The organism is Pseudomonas corrugata (assembly GCF_050920615.1).
Taxonomy (GTDB): domain Bacteria; phylum Pseudomonadota; class Gammaproteobacteria; order Pseudomonadales; family Pseudomonadaceae; genus Aquipseudomonas; species Aquipseudomonas corrugata.
The window spans coordinates 3,784,321-3,810,087 of the sequence record NZ_CP130434.1; the positions used below are offsets into that span (position 1 = coordinate 3,784,321).

Annotated in this window: 21 protein-coding genes; 14 read left to right on the top strand and 7 right to left on the bottom strand. The window is 60.4% G+C overall.

What is annotated here, in order from left to right; genetic code table 11:
* The first annotated feature begins 233 nt into the window (after positions 1–233).
* The 10 genes from QZH45_RS16910 to QZH45_RS16955 all read left to right on the top strand — a co-directional run bounded on the left by QZH45_RS16910 (position 234) and on the right by QZH45_RS16955 (position 11,867).
* Entirely contained in the window at positions 234–605 is a 372-nt protein-coding gene (locus QZH45_RS16910; protein ID WP_024781053.1) for a response regulator, read from the top strand.
* 77 nt (positions 606–682) lie between these two features.
* Positions 683–1,984, top strand: coding sequence for a glycosyltransferase (locus tag QZH45_RS16915; protein ID WP_024781054.1), 1,302 nt, complete (start codon positions 683–685; stop codon positions 1,982–1,984).
* A 115-nt stretch (positions 1,985–2,099) separates the two neighbouring features.
* Entirely contained in the window at positions 2,100–3,005 is a 906-nt protein-coding gene (locus QZH45_RS16920) for an AraC family transcriptional regulator (RefSeq protein WP_024781055.1), read from the top strand.
* Positions 3,006–3,344: 339 nt separating this feature from the next.
* The gene (locus tag QZH45_RS16925; RefSeq protein ID WP_024781056.1) at positions 3,345–4,655 is read left to right on the top strand and encodes an ABC transporter substrate-binding protein; all 1,311 of its coding nucleotides are present in this window, start codon (positions 3,345–3,347) and stop codon (positions 4,653–4,655) included.
* A gap of 177 nt (positions 4,656–4,832) precedes the next feature.
* Positions 4,833–5,765 (top strand): carbohydrate ABC transporter permease, encoded by a 933-nt coding sequence (locus QZH45_RS16930; RefSeq protein WP_024781057.1) that lies wholly within the window; start codon positions 4,833–4,835, stop codon positions 5,763–5,765.
* 10 nt (positions 5,766–5,775) lie between these two features.
* A complete protein-coding gene (locus QZH45_RS16935) occupies positions 5,776–6,606 on the top strand; it encodes a carbohydrate ABC transporter permease (protein WP_024781058.1) in 831 nt (276 codons plus the stop codon).
* 98 nt (positions 6,607–6,704) lie between these two features.
* Positions 6,705–7,808 (top strand): ABC transporter ATP-binding protein, encoded by a 1,104-nt coding sequence (locus QZH45_RS16940; RefSeq protein ID WP_024781059.1) that lies wholly within the window; start codon positions 6,705–6,707, stop codon positions 7,806–7,808.
* Positions 7,809–7,823: 15 nt separating this feature from the next.
* On the top strand, positions 7,824–9,299 hold the full coding sequence (locus QZH45_RS16945; protein WP_055135634.1) for a mannitol dehydrogenase family protein: 1,476 nt from the start codon (positions 7,824–7,826) through the stop codon (positions 9,297–9,299).
* Positions 9,300–9,428: 129 nt separating this feature from the next.
* Positions 9,429–10,916, top strand: a complete 1,488-nt coding sequence (xylB, locus tag QZH45_RS16950) for a xylulokinase (RefSeq protein ID WP_024781061.1) — start codon at positions 9,429–9,431, stop codon at positions 10,914–10,916.
* A 12-nt stretch (positions 10,917–10,928) separates the two neighbouring features.
* Complete coding sequence (locus tag QZH45_RS16955; protein WP_024781062.1) at positions 10,929–11,867, top strand: carbohydrate kinase family protein; 939 nt, start codon at positions 10,929–10,931, stop codon at positions 11,865–11,867.
* A 104-nt stretch (positions 11,868–11,971) separates the two neighbouring features.
* On the opposite strand, the gene QZH45_RS16960 is transcribed toward QZH45_RS16955, so the two are convergent.
* From QZH45_RS16960 to QZH45_RS16975, 4 genes are all read right to left on the bottom strand, one after another.
* On the bottom strand, positions 11,972–12,250 hold the full coding sequence (locus tag QZH45_RS16960) for a DUF1652 domain-containing protein (RefSeq protein WP_024781063.1): 279 nt from the start codon (positions 12,248–12,250) through the stop codon (positions 11,972–11,974).
* A 385-nt stretch (positions 12,251–12,635) separates the two neighbouring features.
* Positions 12,636–13,643, bottom strand: a complete 1,008-nt coding sequence (gene ilvA / locus QZH45_RS16965) for a threonine ammonia-lyase, biosynthetic (RefSeq protein ID WP_081036544.1) — start codon at positions 13,641–13,643, stop codon at positions 12,636–12,638.
* Positions 13,644–13,957: 314 nt separating this feature from the next.
* Complete coding sequence (locus QZH45_RS16970; RefSeq protein ID WP_055135633.1) at positions 13,958–15,106, bottom strand: PQQ-dependent sugar dehydrogenase; 1,149 nt, start codon at positions 15,104–15,106, stop codon at positions 13,958–13,960.
* Positions 15,107–15,139: 33 nt separating this feature from the next.
* Positions 15,140–15,481 carry a hypothetical protein gene (locus QZH45_RS16975; RefSeq protein ID WP_024781065.1) on the bottom strand — a complete coding sequence of 114 codons (342 nt, stop codon included), beginning with the start codon at positions 15,479–15,481 and terminating at the stop codon, positions 15,140–15,142.
* A 308-nt stretch (positions 15,482–15,789) separates the two neighbouring features.
* On the opposite strand from QZH45_RS16975, the gene QZH45_RS16980 reads away from it, so the two are divergent.
* Both QZH45_RS16980 and ligD read left to right on the top strand, forming a co-directional pair.
* Positions 15,790–16,680, top strand: coding sequence for a Ku protein (locus QZH45_RS16980; RefSeq protein WP_024781066.1), 891 nt, complete (start codon positions 15,790–15,792; stop codon positions 16,678–16,680).
* Positions 16,681–16,713: 33 nt separating this feature from the next.
* On the top strand, positions 16,714–18,672 hold the full coding sequence (gene ligD, locus QZH45_RS16985; RefSeq protein ID WP_055135632.1) for a DNA ligase D: 1,959 nt from the start codon (positions 16,714–16,716) through the stop codon (positions 18,670–18,672).
* A 32-nt stretch (positions 18,673–18,704) separates the two neighbouring features.
* On the opposite strand, the gene lpxO is transcribed toward ligD, so the two are convergent.
* Entirely contained in the window at positions 18,705–19,604 is a 900-nt protein-coding gene (gene lpxO, locus QZH45_RS16990) for a lipid A hydroxylase LpxO (protein ID WP_024781068.1), read from the bottom strand.
* 402 nt (positions 19,605–20,006) lie between these two features.
* On the opposite strand from lpxO, the gene QZH45_RS16995 reads away from it, so the two are divergent.
* Both QZH45_RS16995 and QZH45_RS17000 read left to right on the top strand, forming a co-directional pair.
* Positions 20,007–21,593 carry an ABC-F family ATPase gene (locus QZH45_RS16995; protein ID WP_024781069.1) on the top strand — a complete coding sequence of 529 codons (1,587 nt, stop codon included), beginning with the start codon at positions 20,007–20,009 and terminating at the stop codon, positions 21,591–21,593.
* 285 nt (positions 21,594–21,878) lie between these two features.
* A complete protein-coding gene (locus QZH45_RS17000) occupies positions 21,879–23,072 on the top strand; it encodes an MFS transporter (RefSeq protein WP_055136262.1) in 1,194 nt (397 codons plus the stop codon).
* Here the strand turns inward: QZH45_RS17000 and QZH45_RS17005 are convergent.
* On the bottom strand, positions 23,066–24,103 hold the full coding sequence (locus tag QZH45_RS17005; protein WP_055136263.1) for an alpha/beta hydrolase family protein: 1,038 nt from the start codon (positions 24,101–24,103) through the stop codon (positions 23,066–23,068). The genes QZH45_RS17000 and QZH45_RS17005 overlap by 7 nt on opposite strands.
* A 943-nt stretch (positions 24,104–25,046) precedes the next feature.
* Positions 25,047–25,655, bottom strand: a complete 609-nt coding sequence (locus tag QZH45_RS17010) for an FMN-dependent NADH-azoreductase (RefSeq protein WP_024780204.1) — start codon at positions 25,653–25,655, stop codon at positions 25,047–25,049.
* Between the last annotated feature and the right edge of the window lie 112 nt (positions 25,656–25,767).

Here is a 25,767-nt window from a genome sequence, read left to right on the forward strand (position 1 = left end):
GGAAACCATGGAGTTTGCCCGAAATAGATGGGTTGGATCCACATTTCTGACAAAGTCAAAGGTACGGTTCCTACAACGAACGGCCTCGTAGCAAGGAAGCGACTATCCTTGTCAGCTCTTGTACTATAGATCCTTTCTTGTACAGGTTCGGGAACTTGTGTCGCCTCGCTACTTACTCATGCATGAGGCCCCCTTTTCGCCCTTCCCGATTTTATCTTCTGAGAATAATTATTATGTCCACCCCCGCCCCTGTCACCGCCGCCACCGTTCTGGTAGTCGAGGACGACGACATCGTCCGCATGTTGATCGTTGACGTACTGGAAGAACTTGAATACCAGGTACTCGAGGCGAACGGTTGTGAGCAGGCGCTGGACTACCTGCGCAACCTGAGTCAACCGGTCGACCTGATGATGACGGACATAGGCCTGCCGGTGATGGACGGCCGCGAGCTTGCCAGGCAAGCGCGCCTTGTGCGGCCCGGGCTGCCAGTCCTGTTCGCCAGCGGCTATGCGGAAAGCATCGACGTACCGGAAAGCATGGCGGTGATCGGCAAGCCTTTTTCCATCGATCAACTGCGCGACAAGGTCAACAGCATTCTTTCTTGAGCCCAAGCGGATTCTTGGTCACTATCGGCGCCCCGCGCGCCGAGTGCGCCTGATTCATCCCAAGGAAATACCTGCTCATGCCTCATCCCGCCGCCCTCAAGGTCCTGGTTATCGGATATGTCTGGCCCGAGCCGCGTTCATCGGCGGCGGGTGGGCACATCATGCAGATCCTGGAAGCCTTCCTCGGGCAAGGCTGGGACGTCACCTTCAGCAGCCCGGCAAAGCCCGGAGAGAATCGCGCTGACCTGATCGGCCTGGGCATCCGCGAAGTGCCCATCGAGCTCAATAACAGCAGCTTTGATGTGTTTGTCAGCGAACTGGCGCCGGACATCGTCCTGTTCGACCAATTCATGATGGAAGAACAGTTTGGCTGGCGGGTCGAGACGCACTGCCCCGATGCTTTGCGTGTGTTGGAGACTTCCGATTTGCAAAGCCTGCGTCACGCCCGGCATCAGCGCCTCAAAGACCGTTTGAAAGCCGACGACGCGTCCCAGGACTTCAGCGATCTTTTCACGCCAAACCTGCCCGAAGCATTCCAACTGATGGCGGATACCGATATGGCGAAGCGCGAGATCGCGGCCTTGTACCGCTGCGACTTGAACCTGATGGTGTCCGAGGTGGAGATCGAGTTGCTGGTGGAACAGTTCAATGTGCCCCGCAGTCTCTTGCTCTGGTGCCCGTTGATGGTCGACCTGCCGGGCACGCCACCGGTGCGATTCGAAGACCGGGCGCATTTCTTGAGTATCGGCAACTTCCGTCATGCGCCGAACTGGGATGCCGTGCTCTGGATGAAGAATGCCATCTGGCCGCTGATCCGCCAGCAACTGCCTGGCGCGCAACTGCACCTGTACGGCGCCTACACCCCGCCAAAAGCGGCCGCGCTGCACAATCCGGCTCAAGGCTTTCATATCATGAACTGGGCCGAGGACGCCCTGCAGGTAATGTCCGCGGCTCGCATCTGCCTGGCACCACTGCGTTTCGGCGCCGGTATCAAGGGCAAGCTGATCGAAGCCATGCTCTGTGGCACACCAAGCGTCACTACGCCCATCGGCGCCGAAGCCATGCATGGAGAGATGCCATGGCCTGGGGTTATCAGCCAGAGCGCCGAGGACATCGCCAACGCCGCCGTGCAGCTGTACAGCGACCCGGCACGCTGGAACCAGGCCCGGGATGCCGGCCTGAAGCTGCTGGCGGAGCGTTACCGCAAAGAGATTCATGGCCCGGCGCTGATTGAAAGTATCCAGGCGTGCCGTGCCAACCTGGCGCAACGACGTCGTGACAACTTCATCGGCAGCATGTTGCGCCACCACCAGCACAAGAGCACCCAATACATGTCTCAGTGGATTGAAGAAAAGCACCGCAACCACGCAGCGGTGTAGGTGCCAGCACCACTGATGGCATGAAACCGGGCGACCATCGGCAGACTATTCGGGGTGGCACCTGCCCGGCGAAGGGGGCATTATCCAACGGCAATAACAATAAAAGTGCAGGCCCATGACCCGAACAGCAAGAGTCACCGACCCTTCCTACGAGTTGATGGATGACCATAACGGACTGTCCATCATCTATCGCCAGCACGGCTTTCCCTGCCCGTTGGTGCGCTGGCATTTCCATAAGGAATACGAGTTGCACCTGATCGTCGCCAGTTCCGGCAAGGTGTTCATTGGCGATTACATTGGCAATTTCTACCCGCAGACCCTGTTTCTCACCGGCCCCAATCTGCCCCACAACTGGATCAGCCAGGTGGCCGAGGACGAGGTGGTGCCCAAGCGTGACATGCTGGTGAATTTCACCGACGAATTGTTCGAAAGCGGACATCAGGTATTTGCCGAACTGAAGAGCATCACGCCGCTGCTCGAACGGGCCCGCTATGGCATCGAGTTCCGCTGCAAGCGCACCATCCGCCAGGCAATGATCCTGATGCAGCGCATTGCCGATTCCCAGGGCATGAGCCGCCTGGGGTATTTTTTCATCCTGATGGAGTTGCTGGCGGCCACGGATGACTATCAAGTGCTCTCCGGCGGTGCCTCTTCGCAGATGACCGATGAGCACAGCGTCGACCGTACCAACCGGGCCGTGGACTATATCTTTGCCCATTACGCCCGGGAGTTGCCCCTGGAGGAAGTCGCCGAGCATCTGGGCATGAAACCCACCTACTTCAGCCGGGTGTTCAAGCAGGCAACCGGTCGCTGTTTCATCGAATTCGTCAACCGCCTGCGCATCAGCAAATCCTGCGAACTGCTGGCCGACGGAGACAAACCCGTCACGGATGTGTGTTTCGAGTCGGGCTTCAATAACATCTCGAACTTCAATCGGCGCTTCCAGCAACTCAAGGGCATGACCCCTTCCCATTACCGGCGGCTGGCGGTGCAGCGGCTGACCGAGCAGAACCAGGGCTGAGGCTCTCGAATCATTTCTGTGGCGGGAGTTATGTGGGAGCAAGGCTTGCCCGCGATGCAAGCGCCTCGGTTCTCCAAGAGACCGCGTAATTTTCATCGCGGGCAAGCCTTGCTCCCACAAAGGGGGGCGGGGCGACGTTTCGCTAAATCCCATCGCCACAGGCCATCCTTTCACTGCCGACCTAAGCCCAGTGCAAAAAAGTATCAGCACCAGTGCGACGGATGATTTGTCACGCCGGCCATTGAAGGCTGTAATCAGCGCACATTCTTCCCTTCATCCGGAAGACAAAAAACAATAACTGTCCTTCCGTCGCCTTCCGGCACGGAAAAGGAGTGCGCGATGAAACCTTCGGTAAAAGCTCTGCTTGTCTCCACCTGCATGACCCTCAGCAGCGTCAGTTTTGGCGCACAGACCCTCACCATTGCCACGGTCAACAACAGCGACATGATCCGCATGCAGAAGCTCTCGAAAACCTTCGAGTCGGAGCACCCGGACATCAAGCTGAACTGGGTGGTGCTTGAGGAAAATGTCCTGCGCCAACGCCTGACCACCGACATCGCCACCCAGGGTGGACAGTTCGATGTGCTGACCATCGGCATGTACGAAGCTGCACTCTGGGGCGCCAAGGGTTGGCTGGAGCCGATGAAGGACCTGCCGGCCTCCTACGACCTTGACGACGTCTTCCCTTCAGTGCGTGACGGCCTGTCCGTCAAGGGCTCGCTGTATGCCTTGCCGTTCTATGCCGAAAGCTCGATCACTTATTACCGCACCGACTTGTTCAAGGATGCCGGGCTGACTATGCCCGAACACCCGACCTGGACCCAGATCGGTGAGTTCGCGGAGAAACTCACTGACAAGAGCAAGGAACAATATGGGCTGTGCCTGCGGGGCAAGGCCGGTTGGGGCGAGAACATGGCGCTGATTACCACCCTGGCCAACGGCTACGGAGCACGCTGGTTCGATGAGAAGTGGCAACCGCAATTCAATGGTCCCGAGTGGAAAGACGCGCTGACCTTCTACGTCGACAACATGAAGAAGTCCGGCCCTCCTGGCGCGTCGAGTAACGGCTTCAATGAGAACCTCGCTCTGTTCAACAGCGGCAAGTGCGCGATCTGGGTCGATGCCAGCGTCGCCGGTTCGTTCGTGACCGACAAGACCCAGAGTAAGGTCTCCGATCATGTCGGCTTCACCTTCGCGCCTCATGAAAAAACCGACAAGGGCACCTCCTGGCTGTACTCCTGGTCACTGGCAATCCCGACCAGCTCCAAGGCCAAGGATGCCGCCAAGGTCTTTACCAGCTGGGCGACGTCCAAGGAATACAGCCAACTGGTCGCCAAGACCGATGGCATTGCCAACGTACCGCCAGGCACCCGCACCTCGACCTACAGCGACGAGTACATGAAAGCCGCGCCGTTCGCCAAGGTCACGCTGGAATCGCTGAAAGTCGCCGACCCGAAAGCGCCCACCCTCAAACCGGTGCCTTATATCGGTATCCAGTTGGTAACCATCCCCGAGTTCCAGGCGATCGGTACCCAGGTGGGCAAGTTCTTCTCGGGTGCACTGACCGGCCAGCAGAGTGTTGATCAGGCGTTGACCGCCGCGCAGTCCACCACCGAGCGCGAGATGAAGCGTGCCGGGTATCCCAAGTAACAGCGCCGCTTCCATTTCTGTCGGAGATCCAGTGTGGGAGCGAGCCTGCTCGCGATGACGGTGTGACAGCCACCTCGACGTCGACCGTCAGGACGCTATCGCGAGCGAGCTCGTACCCACAGGGGGATGCTCTCACATTTGGGTTCTTCATAGGCCTGCACAAAACGGTTCAATGCCATGAATACTTCAACGACAACTGCCAAAGCGCCTCTCGACATTGCCGCACCGACGCGCAAGATCCGCCTGGCGAACCCCGGCTGGTTCCTGGTCAGTCCATCGGTAGCCTTGTTGCTGCTATGGATGATCGTGCCCCTGGGCATGACCGTCTATTTCTCGATGATCCGCTACAACCTGCTTTACCCTGGTGAAAACCAGTTCGTCGGCCTGGAGAACTTCACATATTTCCTCACCGACTCGGGCTTCATTCCCGGTGCAACCAATACTTTGTTGCTGGTGGGCAGCGTGCTGCTTATCAGTATTGTGTTCGGGGTTTTGATCAGCGCGTTGCTGGAGGCCAGCGAGTTCTTTGGCCGCGGCATCGTCAGGGTCATGCTGATCTCGCCGTTCTTCATCATGCCCACCGTGGGCGCACTGATCTGGAAGAACCTGATTTTTCACCCGGTCTCGGGAATCCTCGCTTCGGTGTGGAAACTGTTCGGCGCACAGCCGGTGGACTGGTTGGCCCACTACCCGCTGCTGTCGATCATCATCATTGTCAGTTGGCAGTGGCTGCCCTTCGCGATCCTGATTCTGATGACAGCCATGCAGTCCCTCGACCAGGAGCAGAAAGAAGCCGCTCGCCTGGACGGCGCCGGTCCGATCGCGATTTTCTGGCACTTGACCCTGCCCCATCTGGCCCGGCCGATTGCAGTCGTGGTGATGATCGAAACCATTTTCCTGTTGTCGGTGTTCGCCGAAATCTTCACCACCACCAACGGCGGCCCCGGCTACGCCTCGACCAACCTCGCCTACCTGATCTACAACCAGGCGCTGGTGCAGTTCGACGTCGGCATGGCTTCGGCCGGTGGCCTGATTGCCGTGGTGATTGCCAACGTCGCCGCCATCATCCTGATACGGATGATCGGCAAAAACCTCACCGACAAGAACTGAGGCCGCCGCCATGACACTTCAACAATCCCGTCGGCTGCAAAGCCTGCTCCTGGGCACGCTGGCCTGGGCCATCGCGATCCTGATCTTCTTCCCGATCTTCTGGATGGTGCTGACCAGCTTCAAGACTGAAATCGACGCCTTCGCCACGCCGCCGCAGTTCATTTTTGCGCCGACGCTGGAGAACTACCTGCACATCAACGAACGTAGCGACTACTTCAATTTCGCCTGGAATTCGGTGGTCATTTCCTTCAGTGCCACTGCCTTGTGCCTGCTGATCGCGGTACCGGCGGCATACTCCATGGCGTTCTACGAAACCCAACGCACCAAGGGCACCTTGCTGTGGATGCTGTCCACCAAGATGCTTCCGCCGGTGGGCGTGCTGATGCCGATCTACCTGCTGGCCAAGAGCTTTGGCCTGCTGGATACACGCGCTGCGCTGATCATCATCTACACGCTGATCAACTTGCCGATCGTGGTCTGGATGATTTACACCTACTTCAAGGACATTCCCCGCGACATCCTCGAAGCAGCGCGCCTGGACGGTGCCACCCTATGGCAGGAAATGGTTCGCGTGCTGCTGCCGATTGCCAAGGGCGGCCTGGCCTCCACCGTGCTGCTGTCATTGATCCTGTGCTGGAACGAGGCCTTCTGGTCGCTGAACCTTACTTCATCCAAAGCCGCACCACTGACAGCGCTGATCGCTTCCTACTCAAGCCCCGAAGGTTTGTTCTGGGCCAAATTGTCCGCCGTCTCGACCCTGGCCTGCGCGCCGATCCTGATCTTCGGCTGGATCAGCCAGAAGCAATTGGTCCGCGGTTTGTCCTTTGGCGCCGTGAAATGAATTAGCAAAAGATCGCCCTGTAGGAGCTGGCGTAGCCTGCGATCTTTTAATCCTCAAGGCGTCCCCAACCGAATAACGTCAAGTGGAGGCCCATCATCATGGCCAACCTGAAAATCAAGAATCTGCAAAAAGGCTTCGAAGGTTTTTCCATCATCAAGGGCATCGACCTCGAAGTGAATGACCGCGAGTTCGTGGTCTTTGTCGGCCCCTCGGGTTGCGGCAAATCCACCCTGCTGCGGCTGATCGCCGGCCTGGAAGAAGTCAGCGACGGTACCATCGAGCTGGACGGGCGCGACATCACCGAAGTCAGCCCGGCCAAGCGCGATCTGGCGATGGTGTTCCAGACCTACGCCTTGTATCCACACATGAGTGTGCGCAAGAACATGTCCTTCGCCCTCGATCTGGCGGGCGTGCCCAAGGCCGACGTCGAGAAGAAGGTCAATGAAGCGGCGCGCATCCTCGAACTGGGGCCGATGCTCGAACGCAAACCCAAACAGTTGTCCGGTGGCCAGCGCCAGCGAGTGGCAATCGGCCGGGCCATCGTGCGCAACCCGAAAATCTTCCTGTTCGACGAACCGCTGTCCAACCTCGACGCCGCCTTGCGGGTACAGATGCGACTGGAGCTGGCGCGGCTGCACAAGGAACTGCAGGCGACCATGATCTACGTGACCCACGATCAGGTCGAAGCCATGACCCTGGCCGACAAGGTGGTAGTGCTCAACAGCGGGCGCATCGAGCAGGTCGGCTCGCCCCTGGAACTGTACCACCAGCCGGCCAACCTGTTTGTCGCCGGGTTTCTCGGTACGCCGAAAATGGGCTTTCTCAAGGGCAAGATCAGCGCACTCAACGGCCAGGGATGCGAAGTCCAACTGGATGCAGGCACACGCATCCAGCTGCCGGTGAACGGGGCCAGCCTCAACGTCGGCAGCGCGGTCACCTTGGGCATCCGTCCAGAACATCTGAACCTGGCGCAATCCGGCGAATGCACGCTTCAGGTGACTGCCGATGTGAGCGAGCGCCTGGGCAGTGACACCTTCTGTCATGTCAACACCACGTCCGGGGAAGCCTTGACCATGCGGGTTCGCGGCGATCTGGCGAGCCGTTTCGGCGAGCAGTTGAACCTGCACCTGGATGCCCAACACTGCCATTTATTCGATGCTGATGGCGTAGCAGTCACCCGTGCGCTGCGCGCCGCCGCCTGATTACCGAGACTCGTGATGAAACTCAATCGCCAAAACCTGCATAACCTCAAGCCGGAAGTCGCCCTGCCCGCCTATTCCTTGGGCGATATCCGCCAAGGCATCGCCCACATCGGCGTCGGCGGCTTCCATCGGGCCCACCAGGCGTACTACACCGATGCGCTGATGAACACCGGCACCGACCTGGACTGGGGCATTTGCGGCGTCGGGTTGCGGGCCGAAGACCGGCGTGCCCGGGATGACCTGGCCAGCCAGGATTATCTGTTTACCCTGTACGAGCTGGGCGACAACGACGACACCGAAGTCCGCGTGATAGGCGCCATCAACGACATGCTGCTGGCCGAGGACGGCGCCCAGGTACTGATCGACAAACTGGCCGAGCCGCAAATCCGCATCGTTTCGCTGACCATCACCGAGGGCGGCTACTGCATCGACGACAGCAACGGCGAGTTCATGGCCCATCTGCCGCAGATCCAGCACGACCTGGCCCATCCGGACGCTCCAACCACCGTGTTCGGCTTCCTCTGCGCCGCCCTGGCCAGGCGCCGAGCCGCCGGGACACCGGCGTTTACCCTGATGTCCTGCGATAACCTGCCCCACAACGGCGCGGTGGCCCGCAAGGCACTGCTGGCCTTCGCCACGCTGCATAACGCCGAACTGGCGCAGTGGATCGACCACAACGTGGGCTTTCCCAACGCCATGGTCGACCGCATCACGCCCATGACCAGCGCCGCCCATCGCCTGCAACTGCACGACGAACACGGGATCGACGATGCCTGGCCGGTGGTCTGCGAGCCGTTCGTGCAATGGGTGCTGGAAGACAGATTCGTCAACGGGCGCCCGGCCTGGGAAAAGGTCGGCGTTCAGTTCACCGATGACGTTTCACCCTACGAAGAAATGAAGATCAAACTGCTCAACGGCAGCCACCTGGCTTTGACCTACCTGGGGTTTCTCAAAGGCTATCGCTTTGTCCATGAAACCATGAACGACCCGTTGTTCGTGCGTTATATCCGTGCCTATATGGACCTGGACGTGACGCCGCAACTGGCCCCCGTCCCGGGCATCGACCTGAGCGACTACAAGAATACCCTGGTGGAGCGTTTCTCCAATCAGGCCATCGCCGACCAGTTGGAACGGGTATGCTCGGACGGCTCTTCAAAGTTTCCGAAATTCACCGTGCCGACCATCAACCGCCTGATTGCCGACGGTGGCGAAACCCGGCGCGCTGCGCTGGTGGTCGCGGCTTGGGCCGTGTACCTCAAGGGCGTGGACGAGAACGGCGTGAACTACACGATTCCAGATCCAAGGGCGGAATTCTGCCAGGCGCTGGTGGCCGATGATGCGCTGGTAACCCAGCGGATGCTGGAAGTCGAGGAGATTTTCGGTACGGCGATCCCGCACTCGGCGGAGTTCGTCGCGGCCTTCGAATGGTGCTGCAACAGCTTGCGCGAGCATGGGGTGACCCGGACACTTGAGCGGGTGCTGGAGGGTTAGGTTGATCGTTCCCACGCTCCGCGTGGGAACGCAGCCAGGGACGCTCCGCGTCCCAAAAGCCGAACGCGGTGCGTCCGTTGAGGCATCCCCACGCAGAGCGTGGGAACGATCTGTCACACGAGGGTTTCTATGGCAAATCAACAGTTGTTCCTGGGTATCGACTGCGGCACCCAAGGCACCAAGGCCCTGATCCTGGATGCGAACAGCGGCCAGGTCCTGGGCCAGGGCGCCGCAGCCCATACCATGATCAGCGGCGCCAACGGCCGGCGTGAACAGGACACCGGGCAATGGATCGACGCGTTCACCCAGGCCACTCATCAAGCCTTGGCCGACGCCGGTGTCGACGGCCAGGCTATTCTCGGCATTGGCGTCTCCGGCCAGCAACATGGCCTGGTGCTGCTGGATGACCAGAACCAGGTGCTGCGCCCGGCCAAGCTCTGGTGCGACACCGAGAGTGCCCCGCAAAACGATCGATTGCTGATGCACCTGGGCGGCGAAAACGGAGCCCTGGAGCGTCTCGGTGTCGCCATCGCCCCAGGCTACACGGTCTCCAAGCTGTTATGGACCCGAGAGCACCATCCGCAGATCTTTGCTCGCATCGCGCACATCCTGTTGCCCCACGACTTCCTGAACCACTGGCTCACCGGTCGTTACTGCAGCGAATACGGCGATGCCTCAGGCACCGGCTACTTCAATGTACGCACCCGTCAGTGGGACCTGCAGCTGCTGCAACACATCGACCCCAGCGGCCGGTTGCAGGCGGCGTTGCCGGAACTGATCGAAGCCAATCAGCCGGTCGGGCGCGTCCTGCCGGCCATTGCCGCACGCCTGGGTATCAACCCCAATGCCGTCGTGGCAAGCGGCGGCGGGGACAACATGATGGGCGCCATCGGCACCGGCAACATCCAGCCCGGCGTGATCACCATGAGCCTGGGTTCCTCCGGCACGGTCTATGCCTATGCCAGCGAGCCCGCCGTCAGCCCCGAGGCGTCGGTAGCGGCCTTCTGCTCCTCCAGCGGCGGCTGGCTACCGCTGATCTGCACCATGAACCTGACCAATGCCACCAGCGCAGTACGCGAGCTGTTCGAGCTGGACATCGAGACCTTCAACGCCCTGGTTGCCCAGGCCCCGATCGGCGCCGAAGGTGTCTGCATGCTGCCGTTCCTCAACGGTGAGCGTGTTCCCGCCCTGCCCCATGCCACCGCCAGCCTGTTGGGCCTGACGACCACCAACCTGAACCGCGCCAATCTGTGCCGGGCCGTGGTCGAAGGCACCACCTTCGGCTTGCGCTATGGCCTGGACCTGCTGCGTGCCACAGGACTCCAGGCGCGGAGCATCCGCTTGATCGGCGGCGGCTCGAAGAGCCCGGTATGGCGGCAGATCGTCGCCGACATCATGGACACCACGGTCATCTGCACTGAACAGAGCGAAGCGGCGGCCCTGGGCGCGGCGATCCAGGCGGCGTGGTGTCATTCCGGAGCGCAACAAGGGCTGGCCGAACTCTGCGAGCGTTGCGTCAAACTCGACCCCGCCAGCGAAACCCGGCCAATCGCTGAGCATGTCGCGGCCGCCCAACAAGCCTATGAAACTTATCGACAACACGTCGCAACCCTTTGAGAGCAGACATCCATGTATCTGGTGTGTGGTGAAGCACTGTTTGATTTCTTCAGCGATAAAGAAGACGGCGGCCCGGCCTCACAGGTCAATTTCAAGGCCATAGCCGGCGGTTCGCCGTTCAATGTGGCGGTGGGGCTGCGGCGCCTGGGGGTGGAATCGGCGCTGTTTGCCGGGCTGTCCACCGACTACCTTGGCCGGCGCTTGCAGCAGGTCCTGCTCAACGAAGGTGTCAGCGCGAAATACCTGCGAGACTTCGACGCTCCGACTACCCTGGCAATGGTCGCCGTGGGCGCAAATGGCTCGCCCCACTACAGTTTTCGTGGCGAAGGCTGTGCGGACCGGCAACTGGGCTTGCAACACTTACCCGAACTGGGCCCTGAAGTGAGTGGCCTGCATTTCGGCTCGTTCTGCCTGGTGGTGCAACCGATTGGCGACACCCTGCTGGCATTGGCGCAGCGCGAAAGCGGCAAGCGCCTGATCAGCCTGGACCCGAACGTGCGACTCAACCCGCAACCGGACATCGAGCTGTGGCGCTCGAGGATTGCGACGCTGGTGCGCTATGCGGACCTGATCAAGGTCAGCGACGAAGACCTGAGCCTGCTCTACCCAGGGCGAGACCCTCAGACGGTGATCGAAGGCTGGCTGGAGCATCGCTGCCAATTGGTCTTTCTGACCCGCGGCGGCCAGGGTGCAACCGTGTTCAGCAGCCATCATGGCAGTTGGTCGATGCCTGCCCAGCCGGTGAAAATTGCCGATACCGTGGGCGCAGGCGACACTTTCCAGGCCGCATTGATTACCTGGCTGGTCGAACAGCAATTGGACTCGGCCGAAGGCCTGCACACCCTGGCCCGGGATCAGATCAACACGATGCTCGACTTCGCCATGCGTGCAGCCGCACTGACCTGCGGCAAGACCGGACCGGACCTGCCTTACAGGCAGCAGCTCACCTGAGCGGCACGGATTGAACGTCGTATACAAATAAGTCCCATGGCGAGGGAGCAGTTTCTCTCGCCACGGGATTTGTTTGCTTTCAATAGGTCGGCATTGCCGCTCTGTCAGCGCCCGGTCATCCGGTGCTGCTGATGAAAGTAGTTCCCGGCGCCGTGGTTGTGGTCGAGTTCGGTGCGCAACTCGGCAATCAGGTCGTTGATCGCCCGACAGCCCGTGAGTTTGTTGGCATCGATATTGGACTTGATCAAGGCCACGCGATCGGTTTCATGATCGTCGAAAATCTTGATCGTCATCGTCAGATCGGGTGACAAGGTGCATTGCGAGCGCTTGGGCAACAAACTGCTTTCAATGATATTGCGCATTTCGAGGGCAGATAAAAACATGGCGACTCTCTCCTGTTGAGGCGGCCAATTTATGTTTACGACGACGGAATTTCGTCCGTTTCTTCCCTGTGGACTGAGACTACGAATACCGTGCCGTATGTTCATTCTTGGCGTTCTGATCAAAAAGTCCGGAAGCGAACTCTTGAACCATCTCGCAAAGAACATGCCTGCATTTGCCACATCTTGATTTGATATAAATCAACTACTTGGTGTGCGGGTGTGCCGAACACGTCGTGCAAAATGCAAGAGACAGCGATTTGCTGCTTGCAAACTGCATTCAGAATGCAATCGCTTTATCGCTGTAGAAGGCTAGAGTAGCCCCAATTTGAAAAGGTAGAGCCGGGCATCCGTCGGGTAGTTAAAAAAAGCGATGACAGGTCGTGGGTCATGCTGTTTCGACGGCGGCGCGCTCCGCCACATGGCGCAAACTGTCGAAGTTGATGTTGGCTCCGGAGTCGATGGCAATCAGCGTCTGGCCACGTGCACCGGTGCGAGCGACGTATTGTTTGATGCCTGCCACGGCCAAGGCACCGGATGGCTCGGTGATGGAACGGGTATCGTCATAGATGTCCTTGATCGCAGCGCACAGTTGGTCGTCGCAGACAGTCATCACTTCGTCGACGCAAAAGCGGCAGATCTCGAAGCCGTGGGCACCAATCTGCGCCACGGCGACACCATCGGCGAAGGTTCCCACGGTCGGCAGGATGACTCGCTCTGCGGCGGCCATCGCGGCCTGCAGGCAAGCAGAGTGTTGCGATTCCACACCGATGATGCGGACTTCCGGACGCAGGTATTTAACGTAAGCCGCGACCCCGGCTATCAGTCCGCCACCGCCCACCGGGACAAAGATGGCGTCCAGCGCCCCCGCGTGCTGGCGCAGTATTTCCATGGCGACCGTGCCTTGGCCGGCGATGACATCCGGATCATCGAAAGGTGAAACGAACTCTCTACCGGTCTGCCGGGCCAGATCCAGCGCATGCGCCAGGGCGAACGGAAAACTCTCACCGTGCAGCAATGCCTCGGCACCGCGATTGCGTACGCCCAGGACCTTCAATTGCGGCGTGGTTACCGGCATGACGATGCAGGCCGAGATCCCCAGTTCCCGTGCCGCCAGTGCAACGCCCTGGGCATGGTTGCCGGCCGACGCGGTGATGACGCCACGGGCTCGCTGCTCTGGCGTCAACTGCACGAGTTTGTTGTAGGCACCGCGGATCTTGAACGAAAACGTGGGTTGCAGATCCTCACGTTTGAGCAGAATCCTGTTTCCCAGGGTTTCGGACAGTGCAGGAGCCGCTTGCAGTGGTGTGCGCACGGCCAGTTCGTACACCGGCGCGGCGAGGATCTTTTTAACGTAATGCTCCAGCAATGTTTGCTCGGGGCGGGAAGCGGTCATGGCAGTCTCCTGGTTCGAATCGGGCCCAGGAGACAGAAAGAAAAAACCCGCCTCAAGGGCGGGTTGGGTGCAGCCGTCAGCTAGCCCGCCAGATAAGGAATGGCGGTAATAATGCTTGGCTGGCTGCGCAGTACGGTAGAAGTCATGGCTGGAAATTAGCCGGGCGCCGGAGGCAAGTCAATGGCGAATTGTTCTTGGACAGTAAATCCCTGTAGCGAACCAGTGCTGGTGAGGCTGGACGTACCGCCGCTTTCGCGAGCAGGCTCCCACAAATTTCGGCGGGTGACGGCAGGATCCATCTCCCACCGGATGGGTCATTCAAGCCCGACCTTATACAGCGCACCGTCGTTTTCATCCGTCAGGACATACAGGTAACCATCCGGTCCCTGGCGCACATCGCGGATCCGCTCCTGGAGGTCGCCCAGCAGGCGCTCTTCATGCACGACCTGGTCGCCTTCCATCTGCAAACGGATCAGGTTACGGGACACCAGCGCACCGATGAAGACGTTATGCCGCCAAGGCTGGAAACGCTCATGGTCATAGAACGCCATGCCGCTGAGGCCCGGCGAGACCTGCCAGACATGGTGCGGCCCAAGCGTGCCTTCGGCGTGCTTACCCTTGGCCTCCGGAATCGGTGCACCGGAATAGTTGATGCCATGGGTCGCCAGCGGCCAGCCGTAGTTCTTGCCACGCTCGATGATGTTCAGCTCATCGCCGCCCTTGGGTCCGTGCTCGTTTTCCCACAATGTGCCATTCCAGGGGTTGAGCGCGGCCCCTTGGGGATTGCGAAGACCGAAGGCCCAGATTTCGGGACGGACATTCTTCTGACCGACAAAGGGGTTGTCATCCGGCACTTTGCCGTCCGGATAGAGACGCACGACCTTGCCCTGCAGCTTGTCCAGGTCCTGGGCCGTCGGCCGGTCGTTGTTTTCACCCAGGGTGATGAACAGGTAACCCTCCCGGTCGAAGACCAGCCGCGAGCCGAAGTGATTGCCCGTGGAGAGCTTGGGCTGCTGACGGAAAATCACATCGAAGTTCTCCAGGCGCTTCGAATCCTCGGAGAGCTGTCCGCGCCCCACGGCGGTCCCGGCCCTGCCGTCCTTGCCAGCCTCGGAGTAGGACAGGTACACGGTGCGGTCCTGCTTGAAGTCCGGCGACAACACCACGTCCAGCAAGCCGCCCTGGCCATTGGCCCATACCTCAGGAACACCGCTCAATGGCGCCGAGAGCCGACCCTCGGGGCTCACCAGGCGCAAGCTGCCCGATCGCTCCGTGACCAGCATGCCCCGCTGCCCCGGCAGGAATGCCACGGACCAGGGATGTTCCAGGCCCCTGACCACGGTGGTCACTTCCACGCTGCCCTCCTCGCTCTTCAATACCTGGGTTTGCGCGGCCCAGGCCGGCGCGGCAAGGGTCAGGACGGCACTGGCGCAGAGCACGACCTGGAGTGTTTTACGCAACATGCACACTTCCTTCTGTGATGGGAAACAGGACGACTAGCGATTGCTGTCGTTCGGGCTCCTGGGTGGCGTACCGGATTCGATGGTGGGCCTGGGCGAACCCGGCGGCGGCCCCGACCGCGGGTAGCCATTGCCGATGCCGCCGTTTTCCAGGGTTGGCGGGCGAGGCACCGGTACCGTCGGGTAGCGGTGGATCGTCGGGACGTTGGGCTGTGTTCCCTGCATGCTGTTGGGATTGGCCCGACGTATGGGATTGTTATAGGGGTTGTTGTTGCCCGGCAGGTTCTGGGCCACGACCACAGGGCCCTGGCCGGGGGGTGCGGCCTGAACGACAGCGCTCAGCAACAGCGTGGTGATCGCGAGTACTAGCCTGTTCATCGGTACCTCCCCTGCTTTGCGGAAATCGCTCAGGCATTTCGAAAACACGCTACCGCGCAGGTTCACGGTTGTTAAGCGAAATGTCTGGTTGAAGATGTAACGAGGCATCTCTGAGGAAAACCTGCTTGTGAAGGCTATGGGGCCGTCGACATCTGACACATCGCTTTCGCGAGCAGGCTCGCCCACAACCCCACCCGGGCCTATGCATCGTATCTGTCCTGCCCCACCGCCAGCCGGCGCCCAATGGAAACTTTTTCAACGGCCGGAAGGTCACCAGAGAGAATCATTCACGGCAAGGAAACCGCACCATGGCACGGGCAATCTGGAAAGGCGCAATCAGTTTCGGACTGGTCCACATTCCCGTGGCGCTGGTCTCGGCGACGTCGTCCCAAGGCGTGGATTTTGACTGGCTGGACAAGCGCAGCATGGACCCGGTGGGCTACAAGCGGGTCAACAAGGTCACGGGCAAGGAGGTGACCAAGGAAGACATCGTCAAGGGCGTCGAGTACCAGAAAGGCCAGTACGTGCTGCTCAGCGAGGAGGAAATCCGCTCGGCCCACCCGAAGTCCACCCAGACCATCGATATCTTTTCTTTCGTCGACAGCGAGAAGATCCCGCTGCAGAACATCGATACGCCCTACTTCCTTGCTCCCGACAAGCGTGGCGGCAAAGTCTACGCCTTGCTTCGCGAAACCCTGGTCAAGACCAACAAGGTGGCCCTGGCCCATGTCGTGTTGCATACCCGCCAACACTTGGCGGCCCTGATGCCCCTGGAGTCGGCCCTGGTACTGGTGATGCTGCGCTGGCCGGCAGAGGTGCGTGGACTGGACATCCTGGAACTGGGGGACGAGGTCACCAAACCCAACCTGGTCAAAGGCGAGCTGGAAATGGCCAAGCGCCTGGTGCAAGACATGAGTGCCGACTGGGAACCCCAGGACTATCGGGACAGTTTCCAGGAAAAGATCATGGAGTTGGTGGAAAAGAAAGCCAACGAAGGCCGGCTCGAGGCGGTGGAAACCGACCCTGGCGAAGAACAGCGCAAGACCGCCGATGTCATCGACCTCACCGAGCTGCTCAAGCGCAGCCTGGGCAGCAAGGGCAAATCCGCCGACAAGCCCGCCGCAAAAGCGCCTGCTAAAGCGGCGAAGACCAGTAAGTCCGCCCCCGCAAAAAAAACCACCAAGGCCTCCCGGGGTTAAACCCCGGACGTCAGCGATACAAGGGAATCTGTCATGGCCAAGGCCGATCGTGAATCTGCCCCTACATCCGAAGAAACAGTGAGCAGCCGCCGGGGTCGCAAAGAGCGCCTTCCCGAACGACTGCTGCCGCAACTGGCAACGCCCGTAGAGCAACCGCCCACCGGCGAATGGCGCTATGAAGTCAAGTTCGATGGCTATCGCCTGCTGACGCGCATCGTAAATGCTGAAGTCCGCTTGTTCGGCCGCGACCAAGAGGACTGGACCGAACGCCTGAAATTGCACGCAGAAGCGCTGGCCGAGCTGAACCTGGGAGACAGTTGGCTGGACGGCGACCTGGTTCTGCTGGACGAGACCGGCCAGGCTGACATGGCCGCCCTTCGGGACGCCTTTGAGATCGGTCGCACCGTGGACATGGTTTACGTGCTGTTCGACGCACCGTTTCTCAACGGCGAAGACCTGCGACAAACACCCGTGGAGGAGCGACGCGCGGCGTTGAGAAGCGTCCTCAGGCACCACGGCGGCAAGCGACTGCGCTTCTCCGAAGCCTTCTCTGCCAGCGAAGATGAGATCCTGGAAAGCGCCAGCGCCCTCTCGCTGGACCGTGTGGTCGGCAAGCGTCAGGGCAGCCCTTATGTGTCACGGCGCAGCACCGACTGGGTCAATCTGAAATGCCGGCTGCGCCAAGCCTTCGTGATCGTCGGTTTCACCCGTGCGCAAGGCAGGCGCAACGGCTTCGGTGCCTTGTTGCTCGCAGTCAACGACCCTTCGGGCTTGGTGTATGCCGGCCGGGTCAGCAGCGGGCTCAGCCAGGATGAAAGCAAACGATTGTTCGAGCGACTCTCCGCGCAGAAGAGCGCTGTCTCTCCCCTGGCCAAACCAGTCACCCCGACACAGGGTCGCGCCGTGCAGTGGGTCGAGCCTGACCGGGTCTGTGAGATCGAATTCACCGAGTGGACCGCCAGCGGCCTTGTACGCCAGGCCGCTTTCGTGGCGCTGCTCGACGACATGCCAGCGAACAAGGTTATCCGCGAGCACCCTCTGCCGAAAAAAACCAGGGCGCCAGAACCCAAGCGCGGCGGCAAGAACCGCAAGGCAGAAATCGGAGGCGTGAAAATCACCCATCCCGAGCGCGTCATCGACAGCGTCAGTGGTGTGCAAAAAGGTGAACTGGTGCAGTATTACGCGGACATCGCGCCGTGGATCCTGCCCCACCTGAAACAGCGTCCCATCGCGTTGTTGCGGGCACCGGACGGCATCGGCGAAGAACAGTTCTTTCAGAAACACGCTGATCGCCTGGAGATCCCCCATATCAGGCAGCTGGATCCGGGACTGGACCCGGGCCATGCCGCCCTGATGGAAATCGATAGCCTCCAGGCGCTCGTCAGCGCGGCGCAGATGGGTACGGTGGAGCTGCACACCTGGACCGCCACCCATGACCGGATCGAGACGCCGGACCTGTTCGTCCTGGACCTGGACCCCGATCCATCGCTGCCCTGGCAAGTCATGCTCGAGGCCACTCGCGCGACCCTGTCGGTGCTCGATGAGTTGGGCCTGCGGGCATTCCTCAAGACCAGCGGCGGCAAAGGCATGCACATCGTCGTGCCGCTGGCGCGCAGCGAAAGCTGGGATGCCACCAGGTCCTTCGCCAAAGCGATCTCACAGTTCATGACCCGCCAGATGCCAAAAAGGATCACCGCCACCATGGGGCCCAGGAATCGGGTGGGGAAGATATTCGTCGATTACCTGCGTAATGCCCGAGGCGCCAGCACCGTCGCCGCGTACTCGGTACGCGCCAGGCCGGGCCTGCCGGTGTCGGTCCCGGTCGCCAGGGCCGAACTCGACGGCCTGCGCAACGCCCAGCAATGGGATATCCAGACGGCCCTTGAGCGGGCCAGAAGCCTGGGAGCCGACCCATGGGAGGGTTACAGCCATCGCCAACGGATCACCGCCAGGATGTGGGAACAACTGGACGCGGAAAAGCCCGGGGAGTGAACATATGTTCTCGTACAGGGCCAGGCCAGACGTCAGATCCAGATGAACACAGCCAGCAGAGCAGCGAAGAACGCCCATTTCTGGAGGTAATACAGCGTTCGGTTGCGCTTCTTCAGCGCTTTGCCCTGCAAGCGAATCTTGTAGAGCCTGGAGAACGCCCGGTTCAACCCGCCCGTCTTGTCACCGGCGTCGTTCGGCGCGCCGGCAGCGGCCATCACGGTACGGCTGAACCAGCGATTGAAGGCCGTTGCCCAGCGAAACCGCATTGGCCGCTCGACGTCGCAGAACAAAATGATGCGGTTCTGAGAAGTGGTGTTTTCGGCGTAATGGATGAAGGTTTCGTCGAAGACCACCGCCTCGCCATCGCGCCAATGGTAAGCCTCGCCATCGACATTGATATAACAACCCGCATCGTTGGGGGTCTGCAGGCCCAGATGATAACGATAGGACCCCGCATAGGGGTCTCGGTGCCTAACCAGTCTGGAACCTGGCGGCAACTCGGCGAACATCGCCGCCTTGATCGAACCGATACTCTGCACCAGTTCGGTGGTGCGTGGGCACAGCTTCATGGCCGAGGGATGACTGTCGCCGTACCATTTCAGGTAGAAGCGCTTCCAGCCGGTCTTGAAGAACGAATTGAACCCTACGTCGTCGTATTGACTGGAACGCTTGATCGCCCCCGCCTGCAACAGGCTCTGGCCCTCCGCACGGATGTCCTCCCAATGGGCTTGCAGGAGGCTCAGGTCAGGGAAGTCCGCCGGGTTCAGGTACGGCTTGTTGGGCAACTTCGAACACAGGTAAAGCAGGCAGTTGATAGGCGCCAGGAAGGAAGAATGGTCGCTCAGCTGGCGTCCGAGCTTGTGCCGCACACGCCCGCGCAGGTGCACGTAGCCGATGGACAGGATATAGATTGCGGCAATGATGAGTTTCACGAAGTCCATCACACAACGGGAGTGAACAGGTCGCATCCCTGGCCAACCAAGCGGCGAAAGAGATGGCATCTGGAAAGTGGCATTTTAGCCACAGGTTGTAACTGAAAGTTATCCTCATTTGTGAAAAACTGTCTTGCCCGGCCAATACCCTATCGTTAACGCGGTCAGATCAGTACAATCGCCGCCAAATATTGTGCGCCCCCCTTTTGGCCGACACCGTTGACCCGGTTTCGCGCACATCCACTCGGGCTCGGCGCTTCGTATGCTGCTGTCCTCTTATGCCGGATGGACCCTTGCGCCTGCGACCGCGCCGCCTTTGCACGGACGCGGATCGGCGCAGACAGGTACTGAACAGGTACTGCCGCACCCTTAGCTACTCTGAATGTTCCGCAGGATAAACCTTTGATCTCTACAGCTAACATCACGATGCAGTTCGGCGCCAAGCCGCTGTTCGAAAACGTCTCTGTCAAATTCGGCGCGGGTAACCGCTACGGCCTGATCGGCGCCAACGGTTGCGGCAAGTCGACCTTCATGAAGATCCTCGGCGGCGACCTCGAGCCCTCCGGCGGCCAGGTCATGCTCGAGCCGAACGTGCGCCTGGGCAAACTGCGCCAGGACCAGTTCGCCTACGAGCAGTTCACCGTCATCGACACCGTGATCATGGGTCACGAAGAGCTGTGGAAGGTCAAGGCCGAGCGTGATCGCATCTATTCGCTGCCGGAAATGACCGAAGAAGACGGCATGGCCGTGGCCGAGCTGGAAACCGAATTCGCCGAAATGGACGGCTATACTGCCGAATCCCGCGCCGGTGAGCTGTTGCTGGGCCTGGGCATTCCGCTGGAGCAGCATTTCGGCCCGATGACTGAAGTCGCGCCAGGCTGGAAACTGCGGGTATTGCTCGCCCAGGCACTGTTCTCCGATCCGGAAGTGCTGTTGCTCGACGAACCGACCAACCACCTGGACATCAACACCATCCGCTGGCTGGAAAACATTCTCACGGCGCGTAACAGCACCATGATCATCATTTCCCACGACCGGCACTTCCTGAACAGTGTCTGCACCCACATGGCCGACCTGGACTACGGCGAGCTGCGCCTGTTCCCGGGCAACTACGACGAATACATGATCGCAGCGACCCAGTCCCGCGAGCAGTTACTGTCGGACAACGCCAAGAAGAAAGCCCAGATCGCCGAACTGCAGACCTTCGTCAGCCGCTTCTCGGCCAACGCCTCGAAGGCCAAGCAGGCCACCTCCCGTGCCAAGCAGATCGACAAGATCCAGCTCGCCGAGGTCAAGCCATCGAGTCGCGTGAGCCCGTTCATCCGCTTCGAGCAGAACAAGAAACTGCACCGCCAGGCAGTGACCATCGAACGCATGTCCAAGGGCTTCGATGGCAAAACCCTGTTCAAGAACTTCAGCTTCACCGTCGAAGCCGGCGAACGCGTGGCGATCATCGGCCCCAACGGTATCGGCAAGACGACCCTGTTGCGCACCCTGATGGGCGAACTGGCGCCGGATGCCGGTTCGGTCAAGTGGACCGAGAGCGCAGAACTGGGCTATTACGCCCAGGACCATGCCCATGACTTCGCCGATGATGTCAGCCTGTTCGACTGGATGGGCCAGTGGACCCAGGGCGAACAGATGATTCGCGGCACCTTGGGCCGCATGCTGTTTTCCAACGACGAAATCCTCAAGTCAGTCAAAGTCATCTCCGGTGGTGAACAGGGCCGCATGCTGTTCGGCAAGCTGATCCTGCAAAAACCCAACGTACTGGTGATGGACGAACCGACCAACCACTTGGACATGGAATCCATCGAAGCGCTGAACCTGGCGCTGGAGAACTACCCGGGCACGCTGATCTTCGTCAGCCACGACCGAGAGTTCGTCTCGTCCCTGGCCACCCGCATCATCGAGTTGAGCGCAGACGGCGTGGTCGACTTCAGCGGTACTTATGACGACTACCTGCGCAGCCAGGGTGTGATGTTCTAAGAGCAGCTCTGAGCCGCAAGCCGCAAGCCGCAAGTGAAAAGCCCTGTCCAATGTGACAGGGCTTTTTTCATTTCAGGGGCACAAGACCTGTGGGAGCGAGCCTGCTCGCGATGGCGGTGTGTCAGCCGAGATTTTGATCAACCGACGCACCGCCATCGCGAGCAGGCTCGCTCCCACAAGGGGATCTGCGGTGATCTTCAATCCGCGTATTTAGTTAGCCAGCTTTCTTTTCTTCTCTCCCCGCGCCATGATGAAGCTCTCCTGCCGCCGCCCGCGAACGAGCCCATGTCTACGCCGCAAGCCACCCCCAGCTCCCTGTCGATCACCCTGCAGATCGTCTCCATCGTTTTCTACACCTTCATTGCCTTCCTTTGCATCGGCCTGCCGATTGCCGTGTTGCCAGGGTATGTCCATGAACAATTGGGCTTCAGTGCCGTGGTGGCTGGCCTGACCATCGGTTCGCAATACCTGGCGACCCTGCTCAGCCGCCCCATGGCCGGGCGGGTGTCGGACAGCGTCGGGACCAAACGGGCGATCGTCTACGGGTTGTCGGGCATTGTGCTCAGCGGTGTGCTGACGTTGATTTCCACCTTGTTGCAAAGCCTGCCGCTGCCGAGCCTGGTGATCCTGATTGCCGGCCGTTTTTTGCTCGGCGTGGCCCAAGGCCTGATTGGCGTTGGCACCATCAGTTGGTGCATGGGCCAGGTCGGCGTGGAGCACACCGCCCGTTCGATCTCCTGGAACGGCATTGCCTCCTACGGCGCCATTGCCATCGGCGCCCCGCTAGGGGTGGTGATGGTGGGTAACCTGGGCTTCAGCAGCCTGGGGATCGCGCTGTCACTGTTGGCAGGTGCGGCGCTGTTGTTGATCCGCAACAAGCCCTCCGTGCCTGTGGTCCGTGGCGAACGCTTGCCCTTCCGGGCCGTTTTCGGCCGCATTGCGCCGTACGGGACTAGTTTGAGCCTGGCCTCGATCGGCTACGGCACGCTCACCACGTTCATCACCCTGTTTTATGTCAGCCGTGGCTGGATCGGCGCAGCGTGGTGCCTGACGGTGTTCGGCATCTGCTTCATTCTTTCGCGATTGCTGTTCATTTCCAGCATTGCCCGCTTCGGTGGCTTTAACTCGGCCATCGCTTGCATGAGCATCGAAACCCTTGGGCTGGTGCTGCTCTGGCTGGCCCCTTCTCCCGCATTCGCATTGGTAGGCGCCGGGCTGGCGGGTTTCGGGTTGTCGCTGGTGTATCCGGCGCTGGGGGTGGAAGCCATCAAGCAGGTGCCGAACACCAGTCGTGGCGCGGGGTTGAGTGCCTATGCCGTATTCTTCGACCTGGCCTTGGCGATTGCCGGACCATTGATGGGGGCGGTGGCGTTGAACCTGGGCTATTCGTCGATCTTTTTCTGCGCTGCCTTGTTGTCGATCACGGGGCTGGGGCTGACCCTGCTGCTGCGTCGACGCGCCGAGAAAAACCCTTACTGATCGGCCGTGCGCATACCGGCCCGGTTGGGCTTGCGCAGGGCCTGACTGAAGAAGCGCCCCGCTTCGGAAATCATGGTGCGGTGAATGTCCTTGCGGTCGACACCATCGGCATCGGTACACAACGCAGGCATCGCGGCAATCTGCTCCTCGGTGCATGGCGCCAGGAAGACAAAGTGCCCTGCCCCGGCCAGGGTCTTGAAGTCCGGCGCGGTAGGCAGCTTGCGGGCCAGGGCGGCAGCATTCTTGTCAAAGGCCACCAGCTTGTCGCCATCGCCGCTGTACAGCAGCACCGGCACATGGACGTCGACCAGGGTATGGCGACCAAACTTCAGGCTCAACGGTGCCATCAACAGCAATGCCCGGACCCTGGGATCGGCCATCGGTTGCAGATCGTCACGGTCGGCAATCAGCTCGCCCTGGGTGTTACAGGCGTCACGGTCTTCCGGCCGCTCCTGGCAATAGCGGCGCAAGCGATTGAGATCCGGCGTGGCACCGGACAGGATCAGCGCAGTTTCCCCACCGGCGGAATAGCCGATCACCCCCACCTGCCCGGCATTGACGAACGGCGATAGCATCGGATCGTTCAGCGTCGCGGTGATGGCCTCGGAAATCTGGATCGGCCGTCCGTAAAGGTTGCTCAGGGTACCCAACCGGCTGTGGTCCTGGGCGTTGTCGCCAGGGTGGATGACTGCGACCACGACGAATCCCTTGCGCGCCAGTGAAGTGGCCAGGTCGTGCAAGGCCAGCGGCGTACCCGTGTTGCCGTGGGACAGCATCAACATCGGAAAGCGGCCGATGGCTATCTGGGCGTCCGGCGCAGCATCGATCTGATAGCCGCCCAGCAGGCTGGTTTGCCCCCTGGCGATAGACGGATAGAAAGCGATGGCGTGCATCGGCTGGTTATCCAGCGGATCGAGAAAGCTCAGTTCATGAAAGCCGGCACTCCAGTTGGGGTGCAGCGCCGGTGCGGCGTGCACCGTAACCAGGCTGCCAAGCAGACAAAGCAGTAACCCTGCACCAAGACGTTTCATCGAATCATCCACCTTCACCAGCGGACAGGAAGGCCCCGTCGCTCGCTGCCTGGACTTGCATGACCTGCGCCAAAAGCCCGATGAGCAGAATACAGCGTTTTACGAAGGTTTCGATATTCATCATCGTGCAAAAGGGTGATGCAATCTCACGGTCACCGAAAAACCAATGAGGGAGCGAGCCTGCTCGCGAAAGGGGTGGGTCTGTCACGCAGAGGTTGAATGTACCGCCGTCATCGCGGGCAAGCCCGGCTCCCACAAGATCAGGTGGTGAATGCAAAGACCGCATACACCCTGAATCCTCTGTGGGAGCGAGCCTGCTCGCGAAAGGGGTGGGTCTGTCACGCAGAGGTTGAATGTACCGCCGTCATCGCGGGCAAGCCTGGCTCCCACAAGATCAGGTGGTGAATGCAAAGACCGCATACACCCTGAATCCTCTGTGGGAGCGAGCCTGCTCGCGATAGCGGTGCATCTGTCACTGAAATGCTGACTGGACCGCCGTCATCGCGGGCAAGCCTGGCTCCCACAAGGTCAGGTGGCATATGCAAAGACCGCATACACCCTGAATCCTCTGTGGGAGCGAGCCTGCTCGCGATAGCGGTGGATCTGTCACTGAAATGCTGAGTGGACCGCCGTCATCGCGGGCAAGCCCGGCTCCCACAAGGTCAGGTGGCATATGCAAAGACCGCATACACCCTGAGTCCTCTGTGGGAGCGAGCCTGCTCGCGATAGCGGTGGGTCTGTCACGCAGAGGTTGAATGTACTGCCGTCATCGCGGGCAAGCCTGGCTCCCACAAGGTCAGGTGGCATATGCAAAGGCTGCGGACGCCGCCAATCCAATGTGTGGGCTTGCTCGCGAAAACGGTGGGTCAGTCAGCATGGAGGTGACTGGTACACCGTCATTGCGAGCAGGCTCGCTCCCACAGGGCTTGGGCTTGGGCAGATCTTATGCGGCGGCGAACTGTTCGCCGATCTGTGCCTTGGCGTCGCTCATGGCCTTGTTACGCATGTCATCGCCGTAGGCCAGACCCTCGGCGCGAACGATTTCGATATCGGTAATGCCGAGGAAACCGAACAGCAGTTTCAGATACTCTTCATGACCTACACCGCTCGGCTGGCCAGCATGCAGGCCACCGGCGGTGGAAACAATCACCAGCTTCTTGCCACCGCACAGGCCTTGTGGACCGGCCTCGGTGTAGCTGAACGTCTTTCCGGCCACGGCGATACGGTCGATCCAGGCCTTGAGCTGGGTCGGGACGGTGAAGTTGTACATCGGGGCCGCGATCACTACGGCATCCGCCGCGAGGAACTCAGCCATCGTCGCGGCGCTGAGGTCGGCTTCGTGCTGCAGCGCGGCATCACGCAACTCAGCGCTGGTACCAGCCGCAACCAGCGTCTGTGCAGAAAAGTGACTGATCGCATCGGCGGCCAGGTCGCGGTAGGTCACGACCACTCCCGGTTCAGCGGTTTTCCAGGCCTCGACCACGTCGCGGCTCAATTGGCGGGAAGCCGAGTTGTCGCCAAGGATGCTCGAATCAATGTGCAGAAGTTTCATGTGAGTGCTCTCCAATGAGGATCGCTACCGGGCGATCGAATGGGGACTATCCTACCGATGAAACCAATGGCCGATTAGCCAGCAATAATGCGATAGTTCGTTCCACTGACAG

Coding starts and splice junctions, on each gene's coding strand:
- QZH45_RS16910 (WP_024781053.1), top strand. CDS start 234: ATGTCCACCCCCGCCCCTGTCACCGCCGCCACCGTTCTGGTAGTCGAG.
- QZH45_RS16915 (WP_024781054.1), top strand. CDS start 683: ATGCCTCATCCCGCCGCCCTCAAGGTCCTGGTTATCGGATATGTCTGG.
- QZH45_RS16920 (WP_024781055.1), top strand. CDS start 2,100: ATGACCCGAACAGCAAGAGTCACCGACCCTTCCTACGAGTTGATGGAT.
- QZH45_RS16925 (WP_024781056.1), top strand. CDS start 3,345: ATGAAACCTTCGGTAAAAGCTCTGCTTGTCTCCACCTGCATGACCCTC.
- QZH45_RS16930 (WP_024781057.1), top strand. CDS start 4,833: ATGAATACTTCAACGACAACTGCCAAAGCGCCTCTCGACATTGCCGCA.
- QZH45_RS16935 (WP_024781058.1), top strand. CDS start 5,776: ATGACACTTCAACAATCCCGTCGGCTGCAAAGCCTGCTCCTGGGCACG.
- QZH45_RS16940 (WP_024781059.1), top strand. CDS start 6,705: ATGGCCAACCTGAAAATCAAGAATCTGCAAAAAGGCTTCGAAGGTTTT.
- QZH45_RS16945 (WP_055135634.1), top strand. CDS start 7,824: ATGAAACTCAATCGCCAAAACCTGCATAACCTCAAGCCGGAAGTCGCC.
- xylB (WP_024781061.1), top strand. CDS start 9,429: ATGGCAAATCAACAGTTGTTCCTGGGTATCGACTGCGGCACCCAAGGC.
- QZH45_RS16955 (WP_024781062.1), top strand. CDS start 10,929: ATGTATCTGGTGTGTGGTGAAGCACTGTTTGATTTCTTCAGCGATAAA.
- QZH45_RS16960 (WP_024781063.1), bottom strand. CDS start 12,250: ATGTTTTTATCTGCCCTCGAAATGCGCAATATCATTGAAAGCAGTTTG.
- ilvA (WP_081036544.1), bottom strand. CDS start 13,643: ATGACCGCTTCCCGCCCCGAGCAAACATTGCTGGAGCATTACGTTAAA.
- QZH45_RS16970 (WP_055135633.1), bottom strand. CDS start 15,106: ATGTTGCGTAAAACACTCCAGGTCGTGCTCTGCGCCAGTGCCGTCCTG.
- QZH45_RS16975 (WP_024781065.1), bottom strand. CDS start 15,481: ATGAACAGGCTAGTACTCGCGATCACCACGCTGTTGCTGAGCGCTGTC.
- QZH45_RS16980 (WP_024781066.1), top strand. CDS start 15,790: ATGGCACGGGCAATCTGGAAAGGCGCAATCAGTTTCGGACTGGTCCAC.
- ligD (WP_055135632.1), top strand. CDS start 16,714: ATGGCCAAGGCCGATCGTGAATCTGCCCCTACATCCGAAGAAACAGTG.
- QZH45_RS17000 (WP_055136262.1), top strand. CDS start 21,879: ATGTCTACGCCGCAAGCCACCCCCAGCTCCCTGTCGATCACCCTGCAG.
- QZH45_RS17005 (WP_055136263.1), bottom strand. CDS start 24,103: ATGAAACGTCTTGGTGCAGGGTTACTGCTTTGTCTGCTTGGCAGCCTG.
- QZH45_RS17010 (WP_024780204.1), bottom strand. CDS start 25,655: ATGAAACTTCTGCACATTGATTCGAGCATCCTTGGCGACAACTCGGCT.